This window comes from Mesorhizobium sp. Pch-S (assembly GCF_004136315.1).
Taxonomy (GTDB): Bacteria; Pseudomonadota; Alphaproteobacteria; order Rhizobiales; family Rhizobiaceae; genus Mesorhizobium.
In genome coordinates this window covers 1,575,034-1,597,758 of sequence record NZ_CP029562.1, presented here as the reverse complement: position 1 = coordinate 1,597,758, position 22,725 = coordinate 1,575,034, and the positions used below count along the sequence as shown (strand labels likewise).

The window sequence follows — 22,725 nt, the reverse complement described above, 5'->3', positions numbered from 1 at the left end:
GTGGCAGCTGTCGACGCTCGCATCCCCACGGGGTTCGTCGGGCCACCAGCTTCCGGGCAGCCAATGCTTCAATCGGCCCAGATTTCGACGTCCGGATCGATCACATACTGGCTGCCATCATGCCAGACATAGGTGAGGTAGAGATATTTGGCCCCTGACACGGTCGAGACGTCATAGCGGCACATCAGCCGGTATGGCCCCACCTTGTCGCGCAGCATGCCACGCGCTTCGGTGAAGACGCCGGTACCCTCGTCGACGCTACCCGTAACCCGCAGTCCGGCATCACCGCGTATCCTGCGCAATGCTGCCTCCGCGACCTCCAGCGGCGCACAGGCGGCTTCGCCAGGCACGGGCTCTCCCATTTCATCGAGAACAAGCTGCCAGCCGTCACCATCGCGGCGAAAGGCAATCTCCTGATTGGTTTTCAGGCCATTGAACTGCAGCACGCAGACCCGCTGCGTCTCCGGCTCGCCATGTGCCGGCAGGCAGCCGAGCATCGTTTCGATCTTCGGTGCGTCCTTCTTGACGGCATCGATCGCCTGTTGCAGCTGCCCGACCGTGGGGGAAGCTGCCGCCTGTTCCTGTGCGGAAGTCGCTGCCGTCACGGCAAGCGACATCAGGCAACCACCAAAGACAGAACGCCAGATTGTCATGTCCGCTGGCCTCTCCATCCTGGCGATCCGACCGGCGCCAAAATACGAACCTTGGCGATCTTGTCGACCTTGTCGATGGACTAGTTCGAGGCCGCCGGCTTTGTTGTATGACATTGGACAAGATGCCAGCACCCAGCAGCGATGGATGAAAATGCCGGTTGTTTTCTTGTTGCCCTTGGGCGCTCTGCTCTCCTTTGTTGCGGCACGATTGACCAAGAGCCGCGCCCGTTATGTCTATGTCGCAATCGGTTGTGTGATGGCAGCGATATGGCTGCTTTATATGGTTCTGCTGGTGAATCTGGAACTACCCGACTGACCTCCAGGTGGCGATGTCCGATGCTGCGACCCGCTGAAGTCCTGACTGTGGGAGACATATGAGACGTATAGTGATTGCATCCCTTATGGCCCCTCTCTGGGCTCCTTTTGCCGGGGCTATCATCGCCGCCTTCTTCTGGCATCCCTCTGATCTGGGCAATGTTGATCCAGGCACATGGATCTTGATGGCCGCCATGTTCGGCGCGCTGTACGGCTATGCTGCGATTCTTGCTGTGGGACTACCGGCCCACATCCTGCTTAAGAGATGGGGTCATCGTTCGGTCTGGGCCTACCTGACAACGTTTTTCGTCTGTGAACTGATTATCTGGGCCGCGGTCTATACCGCGAGCTATGCCAGCAACGGACCGGGCGTCGCCTTATCCATCCTCGCCGGAACCATTGTCGATCATCCCGGTCGACCGATATTTTTCGGACTCGTGGGAGCTGTGGTCGGCGTCACTTTTTGGATGATAGCGAGGCCTGATCGCAAGCCGTCGTCGATCTCCTGAGCGACGAAGCTGGCCACTAACGAGGCCGGACACGTCTGTGCCTGCGCTCCCACAATTCGACGGCCATTTGGCGGTAGGAGGTCAGCTCCTCGTTCGGTGCCCTGTTGATCGTCATCAGCGCCAGCGCGGCCGTCAGCACGATGGTTGCCGTCGCCCTGGCATCGCGGGCGGCGCCCGACCATACCGCCATCCAGTATTCGAGGCTGGTGAGCCCGCCAATGCCTTGCGACAGCGGCTCGGCCTGGGCCGCGGTCATGAGGTCGACCGGCCTGCCTTCCACCAGCCGATGCATCGTCATGGCGCGGAACGGGTTGCATTCGGCAACGTCGCGGCTGGAGGCGACGATCGAAAGATCGCCATGGCCAAGCAGCAGGGCCGTGTCCCTGTGCAGTTCCCGATAGGCCGGCTGCGAGACGCCGAGCAGCATCGTGCGCGCGGCGAGCGGGTTGAGAAGATGCACGGCCGAATTGACCGAACTGCGCGATTCGAACAGCGGATAGAGCGACATCAGCCCCTGCAGCCGTGCGCCGAAGCCGGCCAGCGGCATGTAGACGATGTTCCTTTCGCCAAGCGTCGCCTGTGCCTGGGCAACCGACAGGGCGACGGGGATGCCGATTGCCTCGACGGCCCGCTCCAGCCTGCCGCCGGCATGCGTCCCATGCATGACCACCCGGTGGCCTGCATCCGCCACCAGCAGGGCCGCTTGCACGAACCAGGGTGTTCTCAGCGAGCGCGGCGACGGGTAGGCCGGCCAGTCGAGATCGGCGGCCGTCCTGCCCGCACCGCCGGCGAGGAAGCTGTCCCTGGCCGCGCGGACAAGCCCGGCGAGTTCCGCGGCTGTTTCGCCGCGATAGCTGAGCAGGCGCAGCAGCGCGCCGATCTGCATCGGATCGGCATCGCCCTGCAGGATCGTGGCGAAGGCATCCTGCGATTCCGCAAGGGTCAGCGGCCGCGAGTTGCCTGATTTGCGGCCGACGACGGCGATGTATTTGGCGAGACGCCGGCGCGGGTCGCCATCGCTTTCGATGCCGGACAACTGCTGCGCCAGGGCCTCGGGTCCCGGTTCGTCGTCGAGCAGGAAGGCAGGCCGCATCGCCAGCGGCGGCGCCTGCACGATCGGCTCGCGCCGCCAGCTCGCCAGCACTGCCGGGTCCGGCTCGGCGCGCTCGGCTTGCGGCACGCTGCGCTCCATTGCACGCTCGGTCTCGGCTGCCAGCGCGCGCAGCCTGTTGCGCAGCGATTCCGCCCGTGGTGTCGGCACCAGCCGGCGGCCGGAACGCTTCAGCAGCGGGTCGCCATAGAGTTCGCGCGCCTGGCCGAGCAGCCTGCTGACGGCAGCCGGGCTCAGCGCCAGGCGTTCAGCCGCCCTGGTGACGCTGCCTTCGACCAGCAGGCAATCCAGCGCAACCAGCAGGCGCAGCCTGCCGAGATAGGACGAGGCCGGGTGTGTCGCTTCGATCGGCCGGCGCTTGGCATCAGGCGCTTTGAGGCGACCGCCCTGCATATCCACGCCGAAGTCCTGGTCCGCTGCCATTTGCGTTTTCCTGAATTTGGAATCGTTCCGAAACATAGGCGTTGACCTTCCCGCGGCGCGATCAGAAAAGACGACTAACTTACTCAAGTTTTGTTTACTCGAGTTTTGAAGAGCGGGGAATTGATGATGGCGGGGTGGGACATTTCGCGCGGCAGCACCGGAGCGACGCGGCGGATGCGACTGAAGTCGAGCCTGTGGTGTGGTGCTGCAGGCCTCGGCCTGCTCGCCGCTTCCGCCTCCGGCGCCTCGGCTCAAAAGGCTCCCGCTGCCCAGCCGGCCGAGAAATCGACCTTGCTGGAGCGCATCGTGATCACGGCGACCGGCTTCGAGCAGAACGTCAAGGACGCGCCGGCCAGCATCACGGTCGTCTCGCGCGAGGAGCTGGAAAAGGGTTCCTACCGCAACCTCACCGATGCATTGCGCAGCGTGCAGGGCGTGGCGGTCACCGGCGCCGCCGGCGAAGAGGATATCTACATCCGCGGCCTGCCGGGCGCCTACACCTTGCTGCTGGTCGACGGCAAGCGGCAGAGCACGCGTGATGCCCGCACCAACGGCAATTCCGGCTTCGAGCAGAGCTTCCTGCCGCCGGTGGGCGCCATCGAACGCATCGAAGTGGTGCGCGGGCCGATGTCCTCGCTCTACGGCTCCGATGCCATGGGCGGTGTCATCAACATCATCACGCGCAAGGTCGCCGATCGCTGGATGGGAACCGCCACCGTGGACGGAACCGTGCAGCAGCATTCGCGCTACGGCAATTCCGCGCAGGGCAGCATCTATGCCAGCGGGCCGATCATCCCCGGGCTGGTGGGCGCGCAGCTGTGGGGGCGCGGCCTGAAGCGCGAGGAAGACGCCTTCAGCGCCGGCAACCCGCAGTACAAGGATGCCGATCTCACCGGGCGCCTGACCTTCACGCCGAATGAGAACCACGACTTCGTCTTCGAGGCCGGCCGTACCAGCCTGCGGCGGGAAGCGAGCGCCGGCAACACCGCCACCAGCAACAGCTACAACTACAACGATCGTGACCACTGGTCGCTGTCGCACACCGGCCGCTGGGGCTGGACGACATCGGAGTTTTCCATCTCGCAGGAAGCGGCCGAGCGCACCAATTTCAACTGGGATGGCCGCACATCGCGGTTCGTCGAGAACCAGCGCTCGCCGGAAATCCGCAACACGGTCGTCGATGGCAAGTTCACCACGCCGTTCGAGCTGCTCGGCCAGCACACGCTGGTCACCGGCGGCCAGTTCATCGACGCCACGCTGACCGACCAGAATCCCGGCAAGCGCACCGGCAAGGACGAGCAGTTCGGCATCCGGCAATGGGCTCTGTTCGCCGAGGACGAATGGCAGCTGACGCCGGATTTCGCCCTCACCGGCGGCCTGCGCATGGACAACCACGAGATCTACGGCTCGCATTTCAGCCCGCGCCTTTACGGTGTCTGGCACACCACCGAGCAGATCACCTTGAAGGGTGGCGTCTCGACAGGTTTCAAGGCGCCCGAGATCCGCACCATCGCGCCTGGCTATGCCTACACCACGGGCGGCGCCAACTGCACCTACGGGCCGCGAGGCACCTGCGGCGTCATCATCGGCGATCCCGATCTCAGGCCCGAAAAGAGCCTCAGCTACGAAGCGACGGTGCTGTGGGACAACCTGTCGAACTTCCGTGCCGGCGCCACCTATTTCTACACCGACTTCAAGGACAAGATCTCGAACGCGCTGGTCTACAATCCGGATGGTTCGATCGCGCGCTGGAAGGAGGACCCGAACTACCGGCTCTGGTACAGCTACAACATCGACGATGCCGTGCTGCAGGGCGTCGAGCTGACGGCGGACTGGCAGGTCATCGACACGGTGACCCTGCGCGCCAGCTACACCTACACCGATTCCGAACAGAAGACGGGCGACTTCGCCGGCCTGCCGCTGACGCGCACGCCGACGCATATGGGCAACATCCGCGCCGACTGGACGACGCCGATCGACGGCTTAAGCGCCTGGGCGGCCGGCAACTACCATGGCTCCGAGGTCAATTCCGGGCTGCGCATCGGCACGCAGGGCACGCCGGTCTATGGCAGTGACGGCAAGACCATCCGCGCCCGCAAATACGGCGCCTATCTCACCGCCGACATCGGCGCGTCCTACTCTTTCAACGAGAACGTCACGCTCAACGCCGCCATCTACAACGTCTTCGACAAGCGTGTCGAAACCAACGACTACAACGCCGTGGTCGAGGGCCGCCGGCTCTGGATGAGCCTCAGGTCGACCTTCTGACGATGGTCGGCCGGACGTTGAACGCAATAATCGGAGCCGCGGCGGTGGCGGTTGCCGTCGCAGGCACCGCAATCGCCGATGAGCCGATGCGCACAAGCTTCGATCTCGGCGGCCTGGATAAGGTCACGCGCAGGGTCTTCCTCTCCGTGCCCGAAGGGCAGCCGCCCGCGCAAGGCTACCCGGTTGTCTATCTGATCGACGGCAACACCACCTTCGACCTGGCGCGGCAGGCGCTGGCCGGAGCGCCGGAGATGCAGGCTGTCCTCGTCGGCATCGGCTATCCCAGCGACAAGCGCGACGAGATCGTGCGCCTGCGCTTCTTCGACCTGACGCCGCTGACGCCGGCTGAGCTGATCCCGCCGGGCATGAGCGCGCCGAAGACTGGCGGAAACGATGCCTTCCTCGAGTTCCTTGAGAGAACGGTCAAGCCGGAGGTCGAGCGCCGCGTTGCGGTCGACCGGAAACAGCAGACGCTTTTCGGGCATTCGCTGGGCGGGCTGTTCGCCCTGCATGTGCTGTTCTCCAGGCCGGATGCTTTCCAGACCTACATCGCCGCCGACCCCTCGATCTGGTGGAACGGACGCTCGATCCTGAATGAAATGCAGCAGTTCCTGCGCGACCCGTCTTCGGGCGAGGGCAGCAGGCTGCTGATCGAGACCAGCGGCAAGCGTGCGCAGCGACCGGGAGCCGATGCCGCGACCATCGCGAAGATCGAAACGCTGCGCTCCGGGCCGAATGGCCACGATGTCCACGACGCCCTCAAGGCAAGTCGGCTCATGCTTGGCTACCGCCAGTTCGCCGACGAAAGCCACGGCAGCATGATCCCTCTCGCGGTCGCCGACGCCCTGCGCTTTTCGCTGCTCGGCATCAACCCGGCTCCGGCAGCCGGCGGATCGACAACGCCCGACGGCAACTAAGCCGGCGCAATTCGAAAGGCAGGAAAAAATGTTCAGCAAGATCAGTCCCCTCATTGCCTCGCTGGCCCTTGTGGTGCTGGCGTGTCTGCCCGCGCAGGCACAAGAGATTGCCGTCAGCCATGCGCAGGGCGAGACGAAGCTCAGCGGCCAGCCGGCCAAGGTCCTGGTGTTTGACCTTGCCACATTGGACACTCTCGACCGCCTCGGCGTGGCGGTGGCGGGCGTTCCGGGTGGGCCGAAGCCGGCCTACCTCGCCAAATACAATGCCGACAGCTACGCCAAGATCGGCACGCTGTTCGAGCCGGACTATGAGGCGGTCAATGCCGCCAGGCCCGACCTCATCATCGTCGGCGGCCGTTCCGCCGCCAAGTTCGCCGAGCTGGCGAAGATCGCGCCGACCATCGATCTTACCGGCAATGCCAAGGATTACCTCGGCTCGGTCGAGAACAATGTGAAGACGCTTGGCCGCATCTTCGGCAAGCAGCAGGAGGCTGAAAAGGCCGTCGCGGAACTCGACAGCGCCGTGTCCGCCCTGAAGGCCAAGGCGGCCAGCAAGGGCAAGGGTTTGATCGTGCTCACCACCGGCGGCCGCATCAGCGCCTACGGCCCGGGCTCGCGCTTCGGCATCCTGCATGACGCCTTCGGCATCGTTCCCGCCGCCACCGGCCTCGACACCGGCACGCACGGCCAGCCGGTCTCGTTCGAATACATCCTCAAGACCAACCCGGACTGGCTCTATGTCATCGACCGCGATGCCGCCATCGGCCGCGAGGGCAGCCCGGCGAAGTCCTTCCTCGACAACGAGCTGGTCCGGCAGACGACGGCCTGGAAGAAGAACCAGGTCGTCTATCTGGAGCCTGCCAACTGGTACCTGGTCGGCGGCGGATTGACCGCACTGCACCAGAGCATCGAGCAGGTGTCGAAGGCCTTTGATGCGCCGGGTGAGTGAGTTGAGAGCCGCTTCGCCGCGTTGCCTTCTCCCCTTGTGGGAGAAGGTGGCCGAGCCGCAGGCGAGGTCGGATGAGGGGTGTTGGACGGATCGCGACCTTTCGGGTTAAGATGCTGTTATACAGATGTAATTTCCTCAGTCTCGTTTCTTCCAGCACCCCTCATCCGGCCCTTCGGGCCACCTTCTCCCACAAGGGGAGAAGGGGTTGGTCACCGCCCACCAAAACCTCTCCCGGACATCGCGTTGAAGATAGCCGCCGCCATCCTGCTCGTTGCCTGCCTGGCGCTGGTCAGCCTGTTCGTCGGCGTCAGCGACATCTCGCCCCTTGCCTTGTTCGGCCAGGGCGGCGACAGCCAGGCCGCGCAGATCATGCTGGCCAGCCGCATCCCGCGCACGGCGGCGATCATGCTGGCCGGCGTGTCGATGGCGGTCGCCGGCACGATCATGCAGATGATGGCCCGCAACCGCTTCGTCGAGCCGTCGACGGTCGGCACGGTGGATTCGGCCAGCCTCGGCATCCTGGCCGTCACCCTCGTCGCCCCCGAAACGCCGATCTTCGTCCGGATGCTCGTCGCTTCCGTCTTCGCGCTCGCCGGCACCGCGATGTTCCTGCGCATCCTGCGTTCAATACCGCTGCGCTCGGTGCTGATGGTGCCCCTGGTCGGCATCCTGTTCGGCAACATCATCGGCGCGGTCGCCGCCTTCATCGCCTACCGTTTCGAACTGCTGCAGGCGCTCAATGCCTGGACGACCGGCGATTTCTCCGGCGTGCTGCGTGGCCGCTACGAGCTGTTGTGGGTGTCCTTTTTCCTGGCGGCGCTCGCCTATGTCACCGCCGACCGCTTCACCGCTGCCGGCCTCGGCGAGGACTTCACCACCAATCTCGGCCTCGACTACAGGCGGGTGCTGCGGCTCGGCCTTGTCATCGTCGCCATGGTCACCGCCGGTGTCGTCGCGACCGTCGGCATGATCCCCTTCGTCGGCCTGGTCGTTCCCAACATCGTCGCGATGGTGCTCGGCGACAACGTCCGTCGCTCGCTGCCCTGGGTGGCGATCCTCGGCGCCGCGCTGCTGCTTGCCTGCGACATCACCGGGCGCATCATCCGCTACCCTTATGAAATCCCCGTCGGCACCATCATGGGCGTCGTCGGCAGTGCCTTCTTCCTGGTGCTGCTGCTGCGCCGGCGGAGGCAGCTTGGTTAGCCGCCGTCCTTTTTTCCTGGTCGCCCTGCTGTCGCTGCTGGCTCTCGCCGCGATGACGGCGTTCATGACGATCGGCGCCAATGGCAACTGGGGTTTCGTGCTGCCGTTCCGCGGCACCAAGCTCGCTGCCCTGCTGCTCGTCGCCTATTCGATCGCGGTGTCGACGGTGCTGTTCCAGACGTTGACCAACAACCGCATCCTGACGCCGGCGATCATGGGCTTCGACGCGCTTTACGTGCTCGTCCAGACAATCGTCGTTTTCCTGTTCGGCGCCGGTTACTCCAGCCTGGTCGGGCCGCGGGTCATATTCGTCGTCGACGCCGCCGCCATGGTGCTCTTCGCGGCGATCATCTACCGCTGGCTGCTCTCGGGCGAGGTGCGCAGCCTGCACCTGCTGCTGCTGGCCGGCGTCATTTTCGGCGTGCTGTTCCGCAGCCTGTCCACCTTCCTGCAGCGCATGATCGACCCGCTCGATTTCATGGTGCTGCAGGATCGCTTCTTTGCTTCCTTCAACACCGTCCATGGCGAGATCCTTTCCGTGGCGGCGCTCGCCGTGCTGGTCGCGTCGGCGATCGGCTGGCGCTTCTTCTCCACCTTCGACGTGCTGGCACTGGGCCGCGAACACGCCATCAGTCTCGGCGTGGCGCACAGCCGGGTGGTGACCGTGCTTTTGATTCTGGTCGCCGTGCTCGTCTCCGTCTCGACGGCGCTTGTCGGCCCGGTCACCTTCTTCGGGCTGCTGGTGGCAAACCTCGCCTATCATCTCGCCGGCACCGCGCGTCATAGCATCGTGCTGCCGGTCGCCATCCTGCTTGCTGTCATCATCCTGGTCGGCGGGCAGACGCTGCTGGAGCGCCTGTTTGCCTTCAGCACCGCGCTCAGCGTGCTGATCGAATTCCTCGGCGGGACATTGTTCATCCTGCTGCTGCTTTCCGGAGCGAGACGATGATCCGCATCGACAAGGTGACGAAGGCCTATGGCAGGACCGTCGTGGTCGATGCCGTAACGCTCGACCTGCCGCAGAAGGGCCTGACATCGATCATCGGGCCGAACGGCGCCGGCAAGTCGACGCTGCTGTCGATGATGAGCCGCCTGATGCCGATGGACTCCGGCACCATCACCGTCGACGGCCTCGACGTGACGACCACCCCCGGCGACGTGCTGGCGCGCAAGCTCGCGATCCTGCGGCAGGACAATGCCATGACCTCGCGCCTCACGGTGCGCGAACTGGTGGCTTTCGGCCGTTACCCGCATTCGAAGGGGCGGCCGACGGCAGCGGACCGTGACCATGTCGAACACGCGCTCGCCCATCTCGAACTCGGCAGGCTGGCCGACCGGTTCCTGGACGAACTGTCCGGCGGCCAGCGCCAGCGCGCCTTCGTGGCGATGGTGCTGTGCCAGGATACGGACTACGTGCTGCTCGACGAGCCGCTGAACAATCTCGACATGAAACAGGCGGTGTCGATGATGCGGCTGCTGCGCCGGGCGGTCGACGAGTTCGGCAAGACCATCGTGCTGGTGCTGCACGACATCAACTTCGCCTCCAGCTATTCCGACCACATCGTCGCCATGCGCGACGGCAGGCTGGTGCAGCAGGGATCGCCGGCCGCCTTGATGCGCTCCGCGGTGCTGGCGGACATCTACGATCTCGACTTTGCGGTCATGGCTGTCGAGGACAAGCCCATCGGGCTCTATTATCGCGGCACCGTCCGCGGACGGACCCAAGGCTGACCAGGCCCATCGCAGCGATCATTCTTCGGCTCAGCCTCGGCCGGAGACGGAAGACAGTCTTCTCATTGCCGCCTCATGTTCCCGCCGTTCTGCCGAATCTTCCTCGTGCCGCCTGAGCATGGCGAAGCCGATCAGGCCGGCCGCGACGATCGGTGCGACGGTGAGCAGAAGCAGCCAAATCTCATTGTGCAGCATCTGGACCTCCTGTTGGCCGCTGGAACACCCTCACGGGGCTCATTTCCCGTTTGCAATCATGGCGCCGACCTCGAGCGGACGCGTCTTCGGGACCATGTTGTCGTGAAGCGACGGCGAGCGGACGAGCCGGATCGGGTCGAACACCTGCTGGCTGAGTGCTGGCTCATCCTCGTTGTCGCGCACCGCCGTCACGCTGTCGACCGGCGCCGTCAGCTGCCAGCGCACATGGCCGGTGCCACGGTCGATCTCGGCACTGCCATCCAGTGCCTGTGGCGTGGCGCGCAGCAGCACGATGCTGCCGAAACCGCGCGGATTGCTCTGGTGACAGGCCGTCGGTTCCCCGGCGAAGCGTTCCTCCCAGCAGAGCTGCAGCACCGAAGCGCCCTTTGCATCGGTGCCGATGTTCCAGGTCACATCGATCGAACCTTTCGGGCAGGCCAGCGCGCCGTACTTCGCGGAGTTGGTGCCGAGTTCGTGCAGCGCCATGCCGAGATATTGCACCGAGCGTGCGTTCAGCGTCAGCAGCGAGCCTGAAACCTTGATGCGCTCCTCGTGCCCGAACGGCTTCAGATGTTCCTGCACCAGTTCGGCGACACTGGCGCCCGACCAGTCCGACAGCACCAGCAGGTCGTGCGAGCGGGAAAGCGCGGCGATGCGGTCGCGGACATGGCGCTCGAATTCCTCGGGCGAGGTAGCGCGCCGGCTGGTTTCCTTCACCATCGCCAGGATGACGGCATACTGGTTCTTCACCCGGTGGTTGACCTCGCGCAGCAGGAGCCGGATGCGGCGCTCGTTCTCGCGCGTGGCGGTGATGTCGCGGGCGATCTTGGAGGCGCCGATGATCCTGCCGTCGGCGGTCTTGATCGGCGAGATGGTCAGCGAGACATGGATCGTGGTGCCGTCCTTGCGCAGGCGCACCGTTTCGAAGCTGCCGATCCGCTCGCCGCTGCGGATGCGCTCGATGATCTCGTTTTCTTCGCTGTGCAGGCGTTCGGGGATCAGCATCAGCACGGATCGGCCGATCGCCTCGCTCGCCGTGTAGCCGAACATGCGCTCGGCGGCGGCGTTCCAGGTTGTGATGACGCTGTTGAGGTCCTTGCTGATGATGGCATCGGAGGAGGAATCGACGATGGCCGCGAGGCGTGCCTGCGCCTCCATGTCAGCCTGTGACTCCGCACTGCCGGAGTGCAGTTCGATCAGCTTGTCTGGCTTGGCCTGCATGATTTCCCTCCGCTTGCGCTCGCAACGCGTCCCCGTAAAAAATCTGCCTGGCGCGGATCGGTTCCAAAAATCTGCACCCGGCCGGATCCATCGACTTCTGTGTGCGCGGGGATTTCTGCCTCGGTGATGACCCGGATGAGGTCGGGGGCTGTTTCGGCCCCCGACGGCCGGTTGTTACTGCCAGTAGGGATCGACCTTGTAGTAGCTGTAGGAGGCGTCACGCGCCTTGAGGCCGTCATCCTCTGTCAGTTCGTTGACCGAATAGGACGGTGCAGCCTGTAACTGTTCCTTGTCGTAGGGAACGACATAGCCTTTCTTGCCCTTGTCATAGTCGAGCGAGGCCCAGGGGATGGCGTGATATTTCTCGCCGATGCCGAGAAACCCGCCGAAGCCGATCACGGCGAACATGATCCCGTTCGAGGTCTTCTCCAGCATCACATCCTCGATGTCGCCGATGTGTTCGCCGGCGGTGTTGTAGACATTCGTTCCGATCACGCGGCTGGCGGGGATGGCTTCGGTGTGGCCTGTTGCAGTGGTCATCATGGTCTCCTTCTTCGAAAGTGGATGCCTGCAAAAACAAGAATTCCGATCCAGCGTGGTTCCAATTTTCTGGGACCGCGCAGAAGCATCGCGTTCAGCGCATCGTTTGCTTGCCGATGAAGTCCAGCATCAGCGCCAGCGCGGCCTCGGCGTGTGTTTCGAGCAGGAAATGGCTGCCATCGAAGACATGGGCTTCCATGCGCGGCAGGTCCTGCATCCATGACAGCGTTTCGGCGATGTCGAAATACGGGTCATGCCGTCCCCACAGCATCAGCGCCGGCGGCTGGTTCTGCCTGAGATAGTCGGCAACCGCATCGAAGCGAGCGACGTGGTTGCCATAGTCCGCAATCAGCGCGCGCTGCGTTTCCATGCGGCCGGGCAGGTTCATCACGCGCCAGTCCTCCACCCAGGGTTCGCCTTTGATCCTGGCTGCGACCTCGTCGGGCAAGCCGCCCGTGTACTGCTCGCGCGTGAATTCGAAGGTCAGGTGCGATGTCGCCTTCTTTTCGGTCTCCGGCGTCGGGTTTCTCCAGAATTCGAAAGTGTCGTGCCAAAGCGGCCCGAAGCCGGTTCGATGCTCGTTGGCGTTCTGGATGATGAGGCCGGCGACACGTTCGGGCGCCTGCATGGCGATGTGCACGCCGACAGGCGCCCCCCAATCGTGCAGGTAGATGAAGCGCTGTCCGATCTGGAGATGGTCCAGCAGTTGCTGGATGGCGCCGCCGAGCGCCTCGAACGTTGGTTTGGCCAGGGGCTCCGACTGGCCGTAGCCAGGCAGGTCGGGCGCGATCACATGGACGATGCGCGCCAGCCCGGGAATGATGCCGTCGAATGTGCGGGCCGAACTTGGAAAGCCGTGCAGCAGCAGCAGCGCCGGTTTCGCCGCATCGCCTGCCGTGACGAAGGAAAGCTCGGTTCCGCCGGAAAGCCGCAGCTTCTGTCGCTTCGGGGACGTCATGCCAGCACTCCTCGTTTCGTAGCATTGGTTCGGGAACGCGATGGGAGTGGTTCGGTTGCACGCGATATGGGCGCCGCTTGACAGGCTTTCTATGTAGCATTACTAAGTACTAGTACTAAGCAATGCTTAGTAGTGGAAGGAAGCGCCATGGGCAAGCAGATGACGGAGATGCTCAAGGGGACGCTGGAGGGGATCGTGCTTGCGATCCTCGCCGGCCAGTCGGCCTATGGCTACGAAATCACCGCGTGGCTGCGCGACCGCGGCTTTTCCGACATCGCCGAGGGCACCGTCTATGCACTGCTCGTCAGGATCGAGCAGCGCGGTTTCGTCGACGTCGAGAAGGTCCCGTCCGAGAAGGGGCCGCCGCGCAAGGTCTATTCCCTCAACGCGCAGGGCCGCGACTACCTCGACGAGTTCTGGAGGACATGGAGCTTCCTCGCAGACCGGCTCGAACAGCTCCACACCGAAAGGAAATGATCATGGCCATGGAATGGATCGAGAAGATCACCGGGTCGCTCGAACACAAGAAGCGCTACCGCGAATACAAGGCGCGCAAGGAGCAGCTTCCCGAGAACTACCGCGCGGCGCTGGAAGCGCTGGACCGCTACTTCATGTATTTCGGCGGCATCACCAAGGGTGAGACCTTGGTGGCCATGATCGAGGACCTGATCAACCTCTTCGAGGAGAGCGCGGCCAACGGAACGCCGATCCGGGCGATCGTCGGCGAGGACCCGGTCGAGTTCGCCGAGACGTTCCTGCGGAATTACGAGGACGGCCGCTGGATCGACAAGGAGCGCCGGCGCTTTGTCGATGCCATCGACCGCATCGCCGCGCATGAAGCGAGGCTGATCCGGTGAGCGTCCATGCCTTCAGGCTCTTGACCATCATGCCCGCCACCAGTGCGGAGCAGGCCTGATGCCGATCATGTTTCTGTTGCCGCTCGGCGCGTTGTTCTTCTTTGCTGCGGCCTATCTGAGCAACGGCCGTGCGCGGCGCGTCTACGCTGCAATCGGCTGCGCCATGGCAGCCGTCTGGCTTCTCTACATGGTTCTGCTGGTCAATCTGGATCTGCCGGATTGACCCCGGGGCCGTCGCGGTGGCGATTGGCGCCCGGGACTGGATTGGCGACGCGGGTATCAGCGCTGCCGAGACGGCAATGCCCTCCACGACGTGGTCAGCGCAGCCGCCCTGCCTTGTCGAAGCGCGCTTGCTGGGCGGCGGCGAGGATTATCCCCGCCCGCTCGATCCAGGGCCGGGAAAGCCACCTGGCGATCTCGTCCCGGTCGGCTGTCCAGCGGCATTCGATGCGGCCGGTATCCGGATTGGGGCTCCAGATCGCGATGATCTCCGGGCGCGTGCGGGATCTCTCCCGACGGGTTTCGTGCTGGAGGCCGGTTTCAATTCTCTCGGCCACGAAATAATCGCGGTGCCGGGCGAGCGTGCTGCGGGGGAAGGTTGCGATGTTCATGTCTCACTCCTTGACGTGCCGCGCGGGACGTCAGGGCGAGACCGATTGCTCAGACCCGACCTGACGGCCTTTGCGGCGTTCGACTACTGTCGCTGGGCATTTCAGGTTTCCTGTCTGGTTGTCGGAGGCTTCCGAACGTCAATCGGATAGCAAGCGGATCGGAGCATATCCAGCCGAAAAGCGGCGCCGCGAAAAGGCAATGGCATACGACCGATATACCAAAGGATATTGCCGGCACGGATTGGCCGCCAAATCCTCGCGGGCCCGTCATGAGACGGGTTCGGCACCGCCCTGTTCCGTGCGCCTTGCGATGAACGCGTCGAGGATCTCGCCGCAGCCGGCCGCCGATCGAGGCGCCTCGAATTCGGCGAGCCTGCGTTTCCAGACATCGTTGGCGCGTTCGGTCGCCGTGCGCGAGCCGGCCTCGCTCCACGATCCGAAATTGGAAAGGTCGGCGACCAGCGGCTCGTAGAAGGCCGTGCGATACCGCGCCATGGTGTGCTGCGCGGCGAAGAAATGCCCGCCCGGCTGCACTTCGGCGATGGCGTCGAAGCCGATCGAATCCGTGTCGCCGGGAACAGCCGTGCACAGTTCGGCGATGGTCTGCAGCGCCTCGATGTCGGTGATCAGTTTTTCGAAGGAAACGGTCAGGCCTCCTTCCAGCCAGCCGGCCGCGTGGATGCACACGGTGGCGCCCGCAAGCACCGTGCCCCACAGCGAGAACTGCGTCTCATGCGCGGCCTGCACGTCGGAGATGTTGGCGGCACTGCCACCGCCGGAGCGCCAGGGCAGGCCGGTGAACCGCGCCAGCTGGCCGGCGCCGAGCGTCGCCTTGATGTGTTCCGGCGTGCCGAAGGCCGGAGCGCCGGACTTCATGTCGACATTGGAGGAGAAGCTGCCATAGACCACCGGCGCGCCCGCACGGCTGACCTGGGCCAGCGCCAGGCCCGCCAAAGCCTCCGCATGCTGCAGTGTCAGCGCGCCGGCAACAGTGATCGGCGCCATCGCGCCGGCAAGGCAGAACGGCGTGATGATCGACACCTGACCGGCCCGTGCGAAGTCGATGATGCCCTGTGCCATCGGGATGTCGAGCTGGCGCGGCGAGTTGCTGTTGATGACGGTGTAGCAGTGCACGTCCGAGAGGAAGGCGTCGTCGGAAAGGCCGCGCGCCAGGCGAAGCATCTCGAAACTGTCCTCGACCTGCGGCGTGCCGCGCGCATAGACGAAGGGCAGCTTGTCCGAAAGGGTCAGCTGCACGCGGTTGACGGCATAGTGGCGAAAGCGCGTCTCGACATCCTGCGCTTCGATGAACGGGCCCAGCATGTGCAGCACGTCGAAACTCTGCACGATGCGCACCAGCGCCTCGAAATCGGCGAGGTTGCCGGGGCGGCGGCCGCGCTCGATATCGGTCACGTTGGGCGCCCCGGAACCGGCCAGGAAGGACAGCGCACCGAGCTCGAGCACGAGGTCCCTGGAACGGTCGCCGCCAAGCGCACGGATCGACCGCGGCGCGGAGGCAAGCGCTGCCGCCACGATGTCGCGGCCGATGCGCACCATCTGCGTGTCGTCGTCGACGATGGCGCCGGCGCGCCGGTAAAGCGCGCGCGCCTCCGCCAGCAGCACCTTGATGCCGAGCTCTTCCAGCACGCGCAGCGCGGTTTCGTGGATGGCCGCGACCTGGTCGTCGGAGAACACCGGCTGCGGCAGGAACGGGTTGCGCAGGCTGCGGTAGTCGGGCCTGCGCTGGCTTGCCGCTTCGCCACCTTTGGCGCGGCGCCGCTCGCGGCGGCTTTCCCTGGCGACGTCGTCGATCATTGCGTTCCTCCAAGATCAGCAAGGCAAGATTGCCGTCTTTTCGGACGAAGCTTGTGCAGGAAAACGAAGGGATAGAGCGGAATCCCGACTATCTTGATTGCCGTGGCCGCTCCGGACCGGCCACGGCTTGTCCGTCGCGCGAGCTGGAGCGTTTCCGTTTTTTAGCGGCCGTGATCGCCGGCGCTGTTGCCGAACCGTGTCTTCCCGATTGCGGCGTTCAGCAGCATGGCCACGCGCCATGGCTTTTCGGCAAGAGTGATACGCCTGGGGACGGATGGATCGCTGGTCACCTGTTCGACCTGCGCCTTGCCGTCGAACTGACGGATTTCGACGACATTGGCCGGATCCAATTCGACGACGGTGCCGTCCGCTGCTTTCAGCTGCACCCGCGACATTGAGCTGGAGCCCTCGTTTGGTCGCTTTCAGGTTAGACTAGCCGCAACCGGTCGGGAAGCAAATCTGCCAGGCATGATGGCCAGGAGCAGGAAAAGACATCCCGCGAGGGGCCTGTTCCTGGTATGAGAATCTATTCCGCAAGGGAATGAGAGCACCGGAAAGCCTGCCCGGTCATAATTTCTTCTCAAGGAAGGCGGCGATCTCGCCTTCGAATTTCTCGTGCACTGCGGCGCGGTCGACTTGGGGCTCGTCGCTGCAGATCAGCGGCGCTTCCGCTGCCAGTTCCGACGGGCAGGGGTCGATGAAGACGAAGTGACGCCCGGGCACCACGCTCTCCTGCGGCGGGAAGGAAAGCCCCTTGGCCAGCGCCAGCGCGTTGTGCGACGCGTTCATGTAGGCATCGTCCTGCGGGCGGAGCAGGAAGATCGGCAGGCTGATTTCCTTGAGGCTCACCCGGTCGAAGACGATGCTGAGAGGATCCATCAGCACAAGCGCCTTCAGGCGAGGCTCTTCCGGCAACTCGGTCTTGCCAAGCTGGCGGATTGCATCCACCACGCTGTCCTTTGCCGGGCCGCAGGAGCCGATATCGTCCCGGCCGGTTCCCGAGCAGTAGGTCGAAGCGGCGCTCGCATCGAGGCGGGCGCCGGCAAGCGCGAGAGCGGTATAACCGCCGGCGGAATAGCCGATCATGCCGATGCGGGCCGCATCGACATGGGCAGCAAGGCGTTCGTCCTGCAAGGCAGCCTGCAGGGCTTCCATGGCCTGCCGGGGGCGCGCCGCGAAGATCTGCGCCTGCTTCTCGAACCGGGGCCGTGTTGCCGTGTCGCCGAGATGCGCGGGAGCGACCACGACAAAACCCCTGCGGGCAAGAGACCCCGCGAGCTGGCGATGCCCGAGCGGCGTGCCGCCGCTGCCGTGGGAAAACAGCACGACAGGAAACCGCCCCTGCGCGGCGATCGGTGCATCGCGGCTGGCATCGATCGTGAAGGGCCCAGCCTGCCAGGGTGTCTGCGGCGCATCGGTCGGATACCAGACCATCACGTCGAACGGACCGTCCGCGTCAGGAACCTGCAGCCGCAATATGCCCGCCTGGCGTTCCGTTGCCGCGGCGTTGGCGATCGGCGCAATCATCGTGATGAGCATCAGCGCGAGAAATCTCAGCGCGGATCGGCCAGCTGTTCTTGTCTTCATCGTCGGGATGCTCACTGTGCGCGAAGTTTGCCTCCGCATGTGCAGAGGTTTCGCGCCATGATCAAGACGATTGGGGCAAAATCAAAGAGGGGCCGGAGATTGGCCGAAAATCCCGGCCAGCCCCGCATTCCCCTTGCCGGCCCCTTGCCGGCCCCTTGCCGGCGGGACAGCGAGGGGCACCACCCTAAAATTTCACATTCAGATCAGCCCGCACGCCATGGTCGCTGGCCTTCGATCCGACCTGGCCGTGATAGGACAGTCCGAGCGTCGCCTGCGGTGCGATGGCGAAGTCGAGCCCGGCCTCGATGACGGCGGCGTCCCTGGCGATCGGCGCACCGGCGATGGTGAAGGCACTCGAGCCGGTGAAGGCCTGGCTGATGGCAGGTGTCACATCGCCATAGGCATGGCGCCAGCCGATCATGCCGCGAACCGTGGCCTTGGTGGAACCGACGTCGAAGTCGGTCGCGGCGCGCAGCCCGAGCGTCGTGAAGGTGCTGTCGTTGGAGCCGCCGTGGACGGTCAGCGCCGATGCGCCGCCTTGCTCGGTGAAGCCGTTGGTGTGGACGTTGACATAGGCGAGGTTGGCGAAGGGCTCGAAGGCGACGCTGCCGGCCTTGAGGCTGTACCCGAGTTCGCCGAAGACCTGCGTGGTGCCGGCGCGGTAGGAGCCGGTCAGGCCGTCGCTGAAGCCGGGGAAGGCGACCTGGCGGCTCGTATCGATCTCGCTCCATGTGTAGGCAAGGCCGGAGCGGAAGGAGAGGGCTCCCCACTGCGTGCCGCCATAGACGCCGAGATGGTAGTTGTCGCTCGAAGCCGATGACCTGCGATCATCGACCTTGAAGGACGAATGGCTGTAGCCGGCGAGCAAGCCGAGGCGGACGTCGTCGGTGATCAGGCCATCGACACCGGTGACGAAACCACCGGTCGAACGCGACAGCCTGGCGGCATTGCCGTCGCCGCCGAAGTGCCCCCACGAACCGAACACCGAGCCCCAGGCGCCGTAGCGCTCGGAAGCAATCGAAGCCGTGGTGATCTCTTTCGCATCGTCGCCATAGCCCATCAGCGGCAGGCCGCCGACGGTCTCGAAGGCCGAGCGCAGGCGATCGTTCACGGCATCGCGCACGAAGCGGCTGTCTTCGATGAGGCCCGTCACCGTTGAGGCATGGACCTCACCCGACAGGCTGTCGAAGGCGGCGCGGGCTTCGTCGGCCGACAGCACCAGCAGTGTGTTGTAGAGCGCCAGCGGCGCACCGCTCTGCTGCAGCGTGTCCAGCGCACCCGCTGTCTGCTTTTGGTTGTCGGTGTTGGCAACCTTGATGAAACCCGGCGGGGTGCCCGGCCCTTTCGGCTTCAGCGCGATCTTCAGATCGACCGCATTGGTACTCTGCAACAACGTTACGTCGAGGAAGGCGGAGCGCGCCAGCACGGATGGATCGAAGCTGCCGGTGATACCACCGCCAGCCGTCAGGATCGTGTAGGTCTGGCTGTCCTGATAGCTGGTTTCGGGATCCAGCGCGGTCACGCCGACCTTGCCGCCGGAAAGCGTCGCCTTGCCGGTTGCGGCGATGCGGTCGCTGCTGCCATTGCCGCCGATTTCGACCTCGTAGGTCGATCCCGTGGCAAACGCCACATCGCCCGCGACATTCAGCGTGCCGATCGAATTGCCCGGCGCAACCGTGGCGCCGTTCTCCACCACGAGACCGCCCAGCGTGCCGATGCCGCCGAGCGATGCGCCCGGTTTCACCGTCGCCGTGCTGGCCAGGCTGGCACCAGGGTGGGAACTGTCGCCGACGGTCAGCTTGCCGCCATAGACGGTCGTTGCACCCGTATAGGTGTTGGCGCCGTTCAGCACGAGCGTGCCGGTGTTGTATTTCGAGACGCTGCCCGAGCCGCTGATCGGCGCGTCGAGCGTGACGCTGTCGGTGAAATTGGCCTGGATCCTGCCGTTGTTGCTGATGGAAGGAGCAACCAGCGAACCCGACAGGCCACCGATGCCGATCGAGAACATCGAGCCTTCTTCGATGACGACGGGTTGCGATGCCACGACAGAGCCGCCATTGGCCACGAACAGCTGGCCGGGCAGGGAGTTGCCGCAGACACAGGGCGGCAGCCCTATGATCAGCGTGCTGGTCACGAGCTTCGATCCTGCACCGGTGACGATGACCTCCGAAGGACCCAGTCCCGTCGACGTCGGGTCCGCGGCGATCACCGTGGTGTCGCCAACACTGACGACACCGCCCTTGGTCACCGTGAGCATGCCCGTACCGCCGCCGAGCATGTTGCCGACGCCGAGGAAGGTCGCGATGTTCCAGGTCGAACCCAGCCCGCTGACCACGGCACGCGCGGCGTCGAACGGATTTTCGATGACGGCTCCGAACAGGCTGTCGACCACCGCGCCGTTCTGGATCGTCAGCACGGCCGCATTCGCCATCGAACCGACGAAGGTCAACTGGGCAACGCTTGCCTTGGTGCCGGCCCCGTCGACAAGCATGACGCCGCCGACAAGCAGGTTGTCGGTCGTCAGCTTCGCGCCGCCAAGCATGTTGAGCGACCCGTCGGCTCCAACGCCCGGCAGTGGGCTGACGCCAAAGGTTGAGCCGGCAACGTCGACCGACGCCCCCGGGCCGAACAGCGTGAGGGTTCCGTCGGGGCTGACATAGAGGTCGCCGCCGATGCTGCTGGCGCCGCGCAGGGTCAGGCTGCCCTGGTCCAGCTCCAGCGATCCCGCGCCGGTGATCTGCCCGCTGAAGTCACTGGCGACGGGGCCGTTATACCCCAGGTAGAGAACGGTGGAATCATCCGCCGTGCCGATGGTCACGACGCCGCCATGTCCGGATGGGCCGTCGAACAGGCCCTTGATATCGGCTTCGACCCCGTCGGTAAGCTCAAGGGTTCCGCCCTGGTCGAGATAGACCACGGAATCGGCGGAGAGCGCGGTGTTGACGCCGGCCACCAGCGTGCCGCCCTCGATGACCGTGTCGCCGCTGTAGGTGTTGGTGCCGTTCAGGATCGTCGTGCCCGCGGCCTGATAGACGCTTCCCAGGCCGGTGATGTCGGGTTTGAAGGTGTAGCCGCCATCGGTGTGGTTGAAGACGAGCCGGCTCGTGCCGGCGTTGAGGGCAACCGAACTCGCCAGCAGCTGGCCTGCGGCGGAGGCTGGCGCGCCATAGGCTGCACCGATGTTGACCGTGCCGGCGGCACCGCCCGCAAACAGCCCCGCATTGACGGTGCCAAGGCCTCCACCAACGTTCAGGGCACCGCTGTCGCTGATGGTCAGCGCACCTTCGAAGAAATGGCCGACGTAGAAATTCGCGCCGCTGCTCGCCCATTCCGAACCGCTGCCGGAGATGGAGACAGAGCTTGCCCCGCCCGCTCCGATGATGCCGCTGTTGCTGCTGCTCACCTTGGCGCCGTTTTCGATCAGCATCGTGCCGGAGCCGCTGTCACCGACGACGATCTGGCCGCCGGTTGTCCAGCTCGCCCCGTCGGTCACCACCACCGCGGCGCCATTCGAAATGTAGCCGGCGCCCGCCGTGGAGCTGCCGCCGAGCTTGCCGCCGCTCTCGATGCGCAGCGTGCCGTCATTGACGTAGACGGTCCCGAGGAAGCCGGTCGTGGCGGTGATGCCGCTGCTGTCGCCGGTCAGCACCAGCGTGCCGGCGCCTTGCTTGATGAAGGCGGCACCGCCACCGCCGGCGATCAGGCCCGACAGCGTCAGCGTGGTGCCCACATCGGTTTCGAGGCGGCCACCGAAATTCTCGAAGCTGATCGTGCGCGCGCTGCTGAAGGATGCGGTCGTTCGCAGCGTCGAGTTTGCCATCGTTCCTGTCGCGGGCACATAGGCAGAGGCGCTGGCGATGGCGACATTGCCGGACACGTCACCCAGATTGCCATCGCTCGAGATGGCAAGGACGCCGTCCGTGATTTTCGTGCCGCCGCTGTATGTGTTCACGCCGGCGAGAAAAAGGGTGCCGCCAGCGGCCTTCTCGAACGTCCCGTTTCCGCTAACCGCGCCGGAAAGCACGAAATCGTCGTGTAAGTTGGTGTCGAACTTGACGATCCCCGGACCGTTCAGGACAACATCGTTTGCCAGGGTGATGCCGACGTTGTCGACCCGCAGCGTCGTCCCGGCATCCAGCGTCACGATACCGGTGCCGAGTGCTCCGTTGGACGCGCTCATGCCGACCGTTGCACCGCCGCTCGCAAAGAACCCGCCCGAGAAATTGTTGGCTCCGTTGGCGAACGTGTTGTTTCCACCAACCTGATTGATCGCGATCGCGCCATTCGTCTCATTGATCAGGCCGAAATAAATGTCGTTGCCGCCTGTGCTGGTCAGGCTAGCCGCTGCGGCATTGGTGTTTGCAACGCCGTCGCTTCCGTTCAGGAATGCCTGGCCGCCAAAATAAACCCCTGACGGCAGCGTGACGTTGCCGCCATTCAAATCCAGATCCGCGGCCCAGCCCGGCACCGGCAATGCGATGAAGATCGCACTTCCGCACAGCAGCCGGACAATGCCTGGCAGCCGTTTCTGGCGCCATGTCTTCAGTGAATACGTCATCCCCACCCCACGCAAAACGACGGATGGCCGAAACCGCCAGCAATGGGCTCCGGCACCGTTTGACGAAAGGGTTCAAACTGATTTGAAAGATTATCCCCTGGACTTCGTCCCGGAATATCTCGGTTCCCCCAAGGGATCTGTCCCCAGCTCGTCCCCACTCGCCAGCTCGATTTCAGCCATATTCCTTCAAAATGGTCAATCTGCCATCGTGAGTTCAGGCCGAGAATAACATCGTAGAAGCACAGAAATCAGCCCAGGTGAACCGAGGTGGATTCTGATCTGGCTCACTTATACTGCCCCGTCT

At 64.5% G+C, this 22,725-nt stretch carries 22 protein-coding genes; 11 read left to right on the top strand and 11 right to left on the bottom strand.

The genetic code is table 11. The annotated features are described in order from the left end of the window. Positions 1-68: 68 nt before the first annotated feature. A complete protein-coding gene (locus C1M53_RS07395) occupies positions 69-653 on the bottom strand; it encodes a hypothetical protein (protein ID WP_129411649.1) in 585 nt (194 codons plus the stop codon). 145 nt (positions 654-798) lie between these two features. Here C1M53_RS07395 and C1M53_RS31655 point away from each other — a divergent pair, with 145 nt between their 5' ends. After that, positions 799-969, top strand: coding sequence for a hypothetical protein (locus C1M53_RS31655; protein ID WP_165358081.1), 171 nt, complete (start codon positions 799-801; stop codon positions 967-969). A gap of 70 nt (positions 970-1,039) precedes the next feature. Continuing rightward, entirely contained in the window at positions 1,040-1,477 is a 438-nt protein-coding gene (locus C1M53_RS07390) for a hypothetical protein (RefSeq protein ID WP_129411648.1), read from the top strand. Between the two features lie 16 nt (positions 1,478-1,493). Here the strand turns inward: C1M53_RS07390 and C1M53_RS07385 are convergent, their stop codons facing one another. Next, positions 1,494-3,011 (bottom strand): glycosyl transferase family protein, encoded by a 1,518-nt coding sequence (locus C1M53_RS07385; protein ID WP_245488476.1) that lies wholly within the window; start codon positions 3,009-3,011, stop codon positions 1,494-1,496. A gap of 123 nt (positions 3,012-3,134) precedes the next feature. Here C1M53_RS07385 and C1M53_RS07380 point away from each other — a divergent pair, with 123 nt between their 5' ends. The 6 genes from C1M53_RS07380 (at position 3,135) to C1M53_RS07355 (ending at position 10,079) form a co-directional block, all read left to right on the top strand. Then, entirely contained in the window at positions 3,135-5,279 is a 2,145-nt protein-coding gene (locus C1M53_RS07380; protein WP_245488475.1) for a TonB-dependent receptor, read from the top strand. Positions 5,280-5,323: 44 nt separating this feature from the next. Then, on the top strand, positions 5,324-6,196 hold the full coding sequence (locus tag C1M53_RS07375) for an alpha/beta hydrolase-fold protein (protein WP_245488474.1): 873 nt from the start codon (positions 5,324-5,326) through the stop codon (positions 6,194-6,196). Positions 6,197-6,224: 28 nt separating this feature from the next. Continuing rightward, positions 6,225-7,145 carry a siderophore ABC transporter substrate-binding protein gene (locus C1M53_RS07370; protein WP_129411646.1) on the top strand — a complete coding sequence of 307 codons (921 nt, stop codon included), beginning with the start codon at positions 6,225-6,227 and terminating at the stop codon, positions 7,143-7,145. 243 nt (positions 7,146-7,388) lie between these two features. Continuing rightward, on the top strand, positions 7,389-8,348 hold the full coding sequence (locus C1M53_RS07365) for an ABC transporter permease (RefSeq protein ID WP_129411645.1): 960 nt from the start codon (positions 7,389-7,391) through the stop codon (positions 8,346-8,348). A 52-nt stretch (positions 8,349-8,400) separates the two neighbouring features. After that, positions 8,401-9,297 carry an iron chelate uptake ABC transporter family permease subunit gene (locus tag C1M53_RS07360; protein ID WP_245488573.1) on the top strand — a complete coding sequence of 299 codons (897 nt, stop codon included), beginning with the start codon at positions 8,401-8,403 and terminating at the stop codon, positions 9,295-9,297. After that, complete coding sequence (locus C1M53_RS07355; RefSeq protein WP_129411643.1) at positions 9,294-10,079, top strand: ABC transporter ATP-binding protein; 786 nt, start codon at positions 9,294-9,296, stop codon at positions 10,077-10,079. The genes C1M53_RS07360 and C1M53_RS07355 overlap by 4 nt, the downstream gene beginning before the upstream one ends. 30 nt (positions 10,080-10,109) lie before the next feature. Here C1M53_RS07355 and C1M53_RS31650 read toward each other — a convergent pair whose 3' ends face one another. The 4 genes from C1M53_RS31650 to C1M53_RS07340 form a co-directional block, all read right to left on the bottom strand. Further along, positions 10,110-10,274 (bottom strand): hypothetical protein, encoded by a 165-nt coding sequence (locus tag C1M53_RS31650; protein WP_165358080.1) that lies wholly within the window; start codon positions 10,272-10,274, stop codon positions 10,110-10,112. Positions 10,275-10,313: 39 nt separating this feature from the next. Beyond that, a complete protein-coding gene (locus C1M53_RS07350) occupies positions 10,314-11,495 on the bottom strand; it encodes a PAS domain S-box protein (RefSeq protein ID WP_129411642.1) in 1,182 nt (393 codons plus the stop codon). A 174-nt stretch (positions 11,496-11,669) separates the two neighbouring features. Further along, positions 11,670-12,035, bottom strand: coding sequence for a PRC-barrel domain-containing protein (locus C1M53_RS07345; protein ID WP_129416065.1), 366 nt, complete (start codon positions 12,033-12,035; stop codon positions 11,670-11,672). Between the two features lie 94 nt (positions 12,036-12,129). Then, positions 12,130-12,993 (bottom strand): alpha/beta hydrolase, encoded by an 864-nt coding sequence (locus C1M53_RS07340; RefSeq protein WP_129411641.1) that lies wholly within the window; start codon positions 12,991-12,993, stop codon positions 12,130-12,132. Positions 12,994-13,140: 147 nt separating this feature from the next. On the opposite strand from C1M53_RS07340, the gene C1M53_RS07335 reads away from it, so the two are divergent. The 3 genes from C1M53_RS07335 to C1M53_RS31645 are packed head-to-tail and all read left to right on the top strand — an operon-like array spanning position 13,141 to position 14,073. After that, entirely contained in the window at positions 13,141-13,470 is a 330-nt protein-coding gene (locus tag C1M53_RS07335; RefSeq protein ID WP_129411640.1) for a PadR family transcriptional regulator, read from the top strand. 2 nt (positions 13,471-13,472) lie between these two features. Next, a complete protein-coding gene (locus tag C1M53_RS07330; RefSeq protein ID WP_129411639.1) occupies positions 13,473-13,850 on the top strand; it encodes a DUF1048 domain-containing protein in 378 nt (125 codons plus the stop codon). A 58-nt stretch (positions 13,851-13,908) separates the two neighbouring features. Next, positions 13,909-14,073, top strand: a complete 165-nt coding sequence (locus tag C1M53_RS31645) for a hypothetical protein (protein WP_165358079.1) — start codon at positions 13,909-13,911, stop codon at positions 14,071-14,073. Between the two features lie 94 nt (positions 14,074-14,167). On the opposite strand, the gene C1M53_RS07325 is transcribed toward C1M53_RS31645, so the two are convergent. The 5 genes from C1M53_RS07325 to C1M53_RS07305 all read right to left on the bottom strand — a co-directional run bounded on the left by C1M53_RS07325 (position 14,168) and on the right by C1M53_RS07305 (position 22,421). Beyond that, positions 14,168-14,461: a hypothetical protein gene (locus tag C1M53_RS07325; RefSeq protein WP_129411638.1), complete on the bottom strand. Its 294-nt coding sequence runs from the start codon at positions 14,459-14,461 to the stop codon at positions 14,168-14,170. Between the two features lie 267 nt (positions 14,462-14,728). Continuing rightward, the gene (locus C1M53_RS07320; RefSeq protein WP_129411637.1) at positions 14,729-16,276 is read right to left on the bottom strand and encodes a trimethylamine methyltransferase family protein; all 1,548 of its coding nucleotides are present in this window, start codon (positions 16,274-16,276) and stop codon (positions 14,729-14,731) included. Positions 16,277-16,437: 161 nt separating this feature from the next. Further along, positions 16,438-16,671 (bottom strand): hypothetical protein, encoded by a 234-nt coding sequence (locus tag C1M53_RS07315; RefSeq protein WP_129411636.1) that lies wholly within the window; start codon positions 16,669-16,671, stop codon positions 16,438-16,440. A 172-nt stretch (positions 16,672-16,843) separates the two neighbouring features. Next, a complete protein-coding gene (locus C1M53_RS07310) occupies positions 16,844-17,863 on the bottom strand; it encodes a dienelactone hydrolase family protein (RefSeq protein WP_207213075.1) in 1,020 nt (339 codons plus the stop codon). Between the two features lie 184 nt (positions 17,864-18,047). Next, a complete protein-coding gene (locus tag C1M53_RS07305) occupies positions 18,048-22,421 on the bottom strand; it encodes an autotransporter domain-containing protein (RefSeq protein WP_129411635.1) in 4,374 nt (1,457 codons plus the stop codon). Between the last annotated feature and the right edge of the window lie 304 nt (positions 22,422-22,725).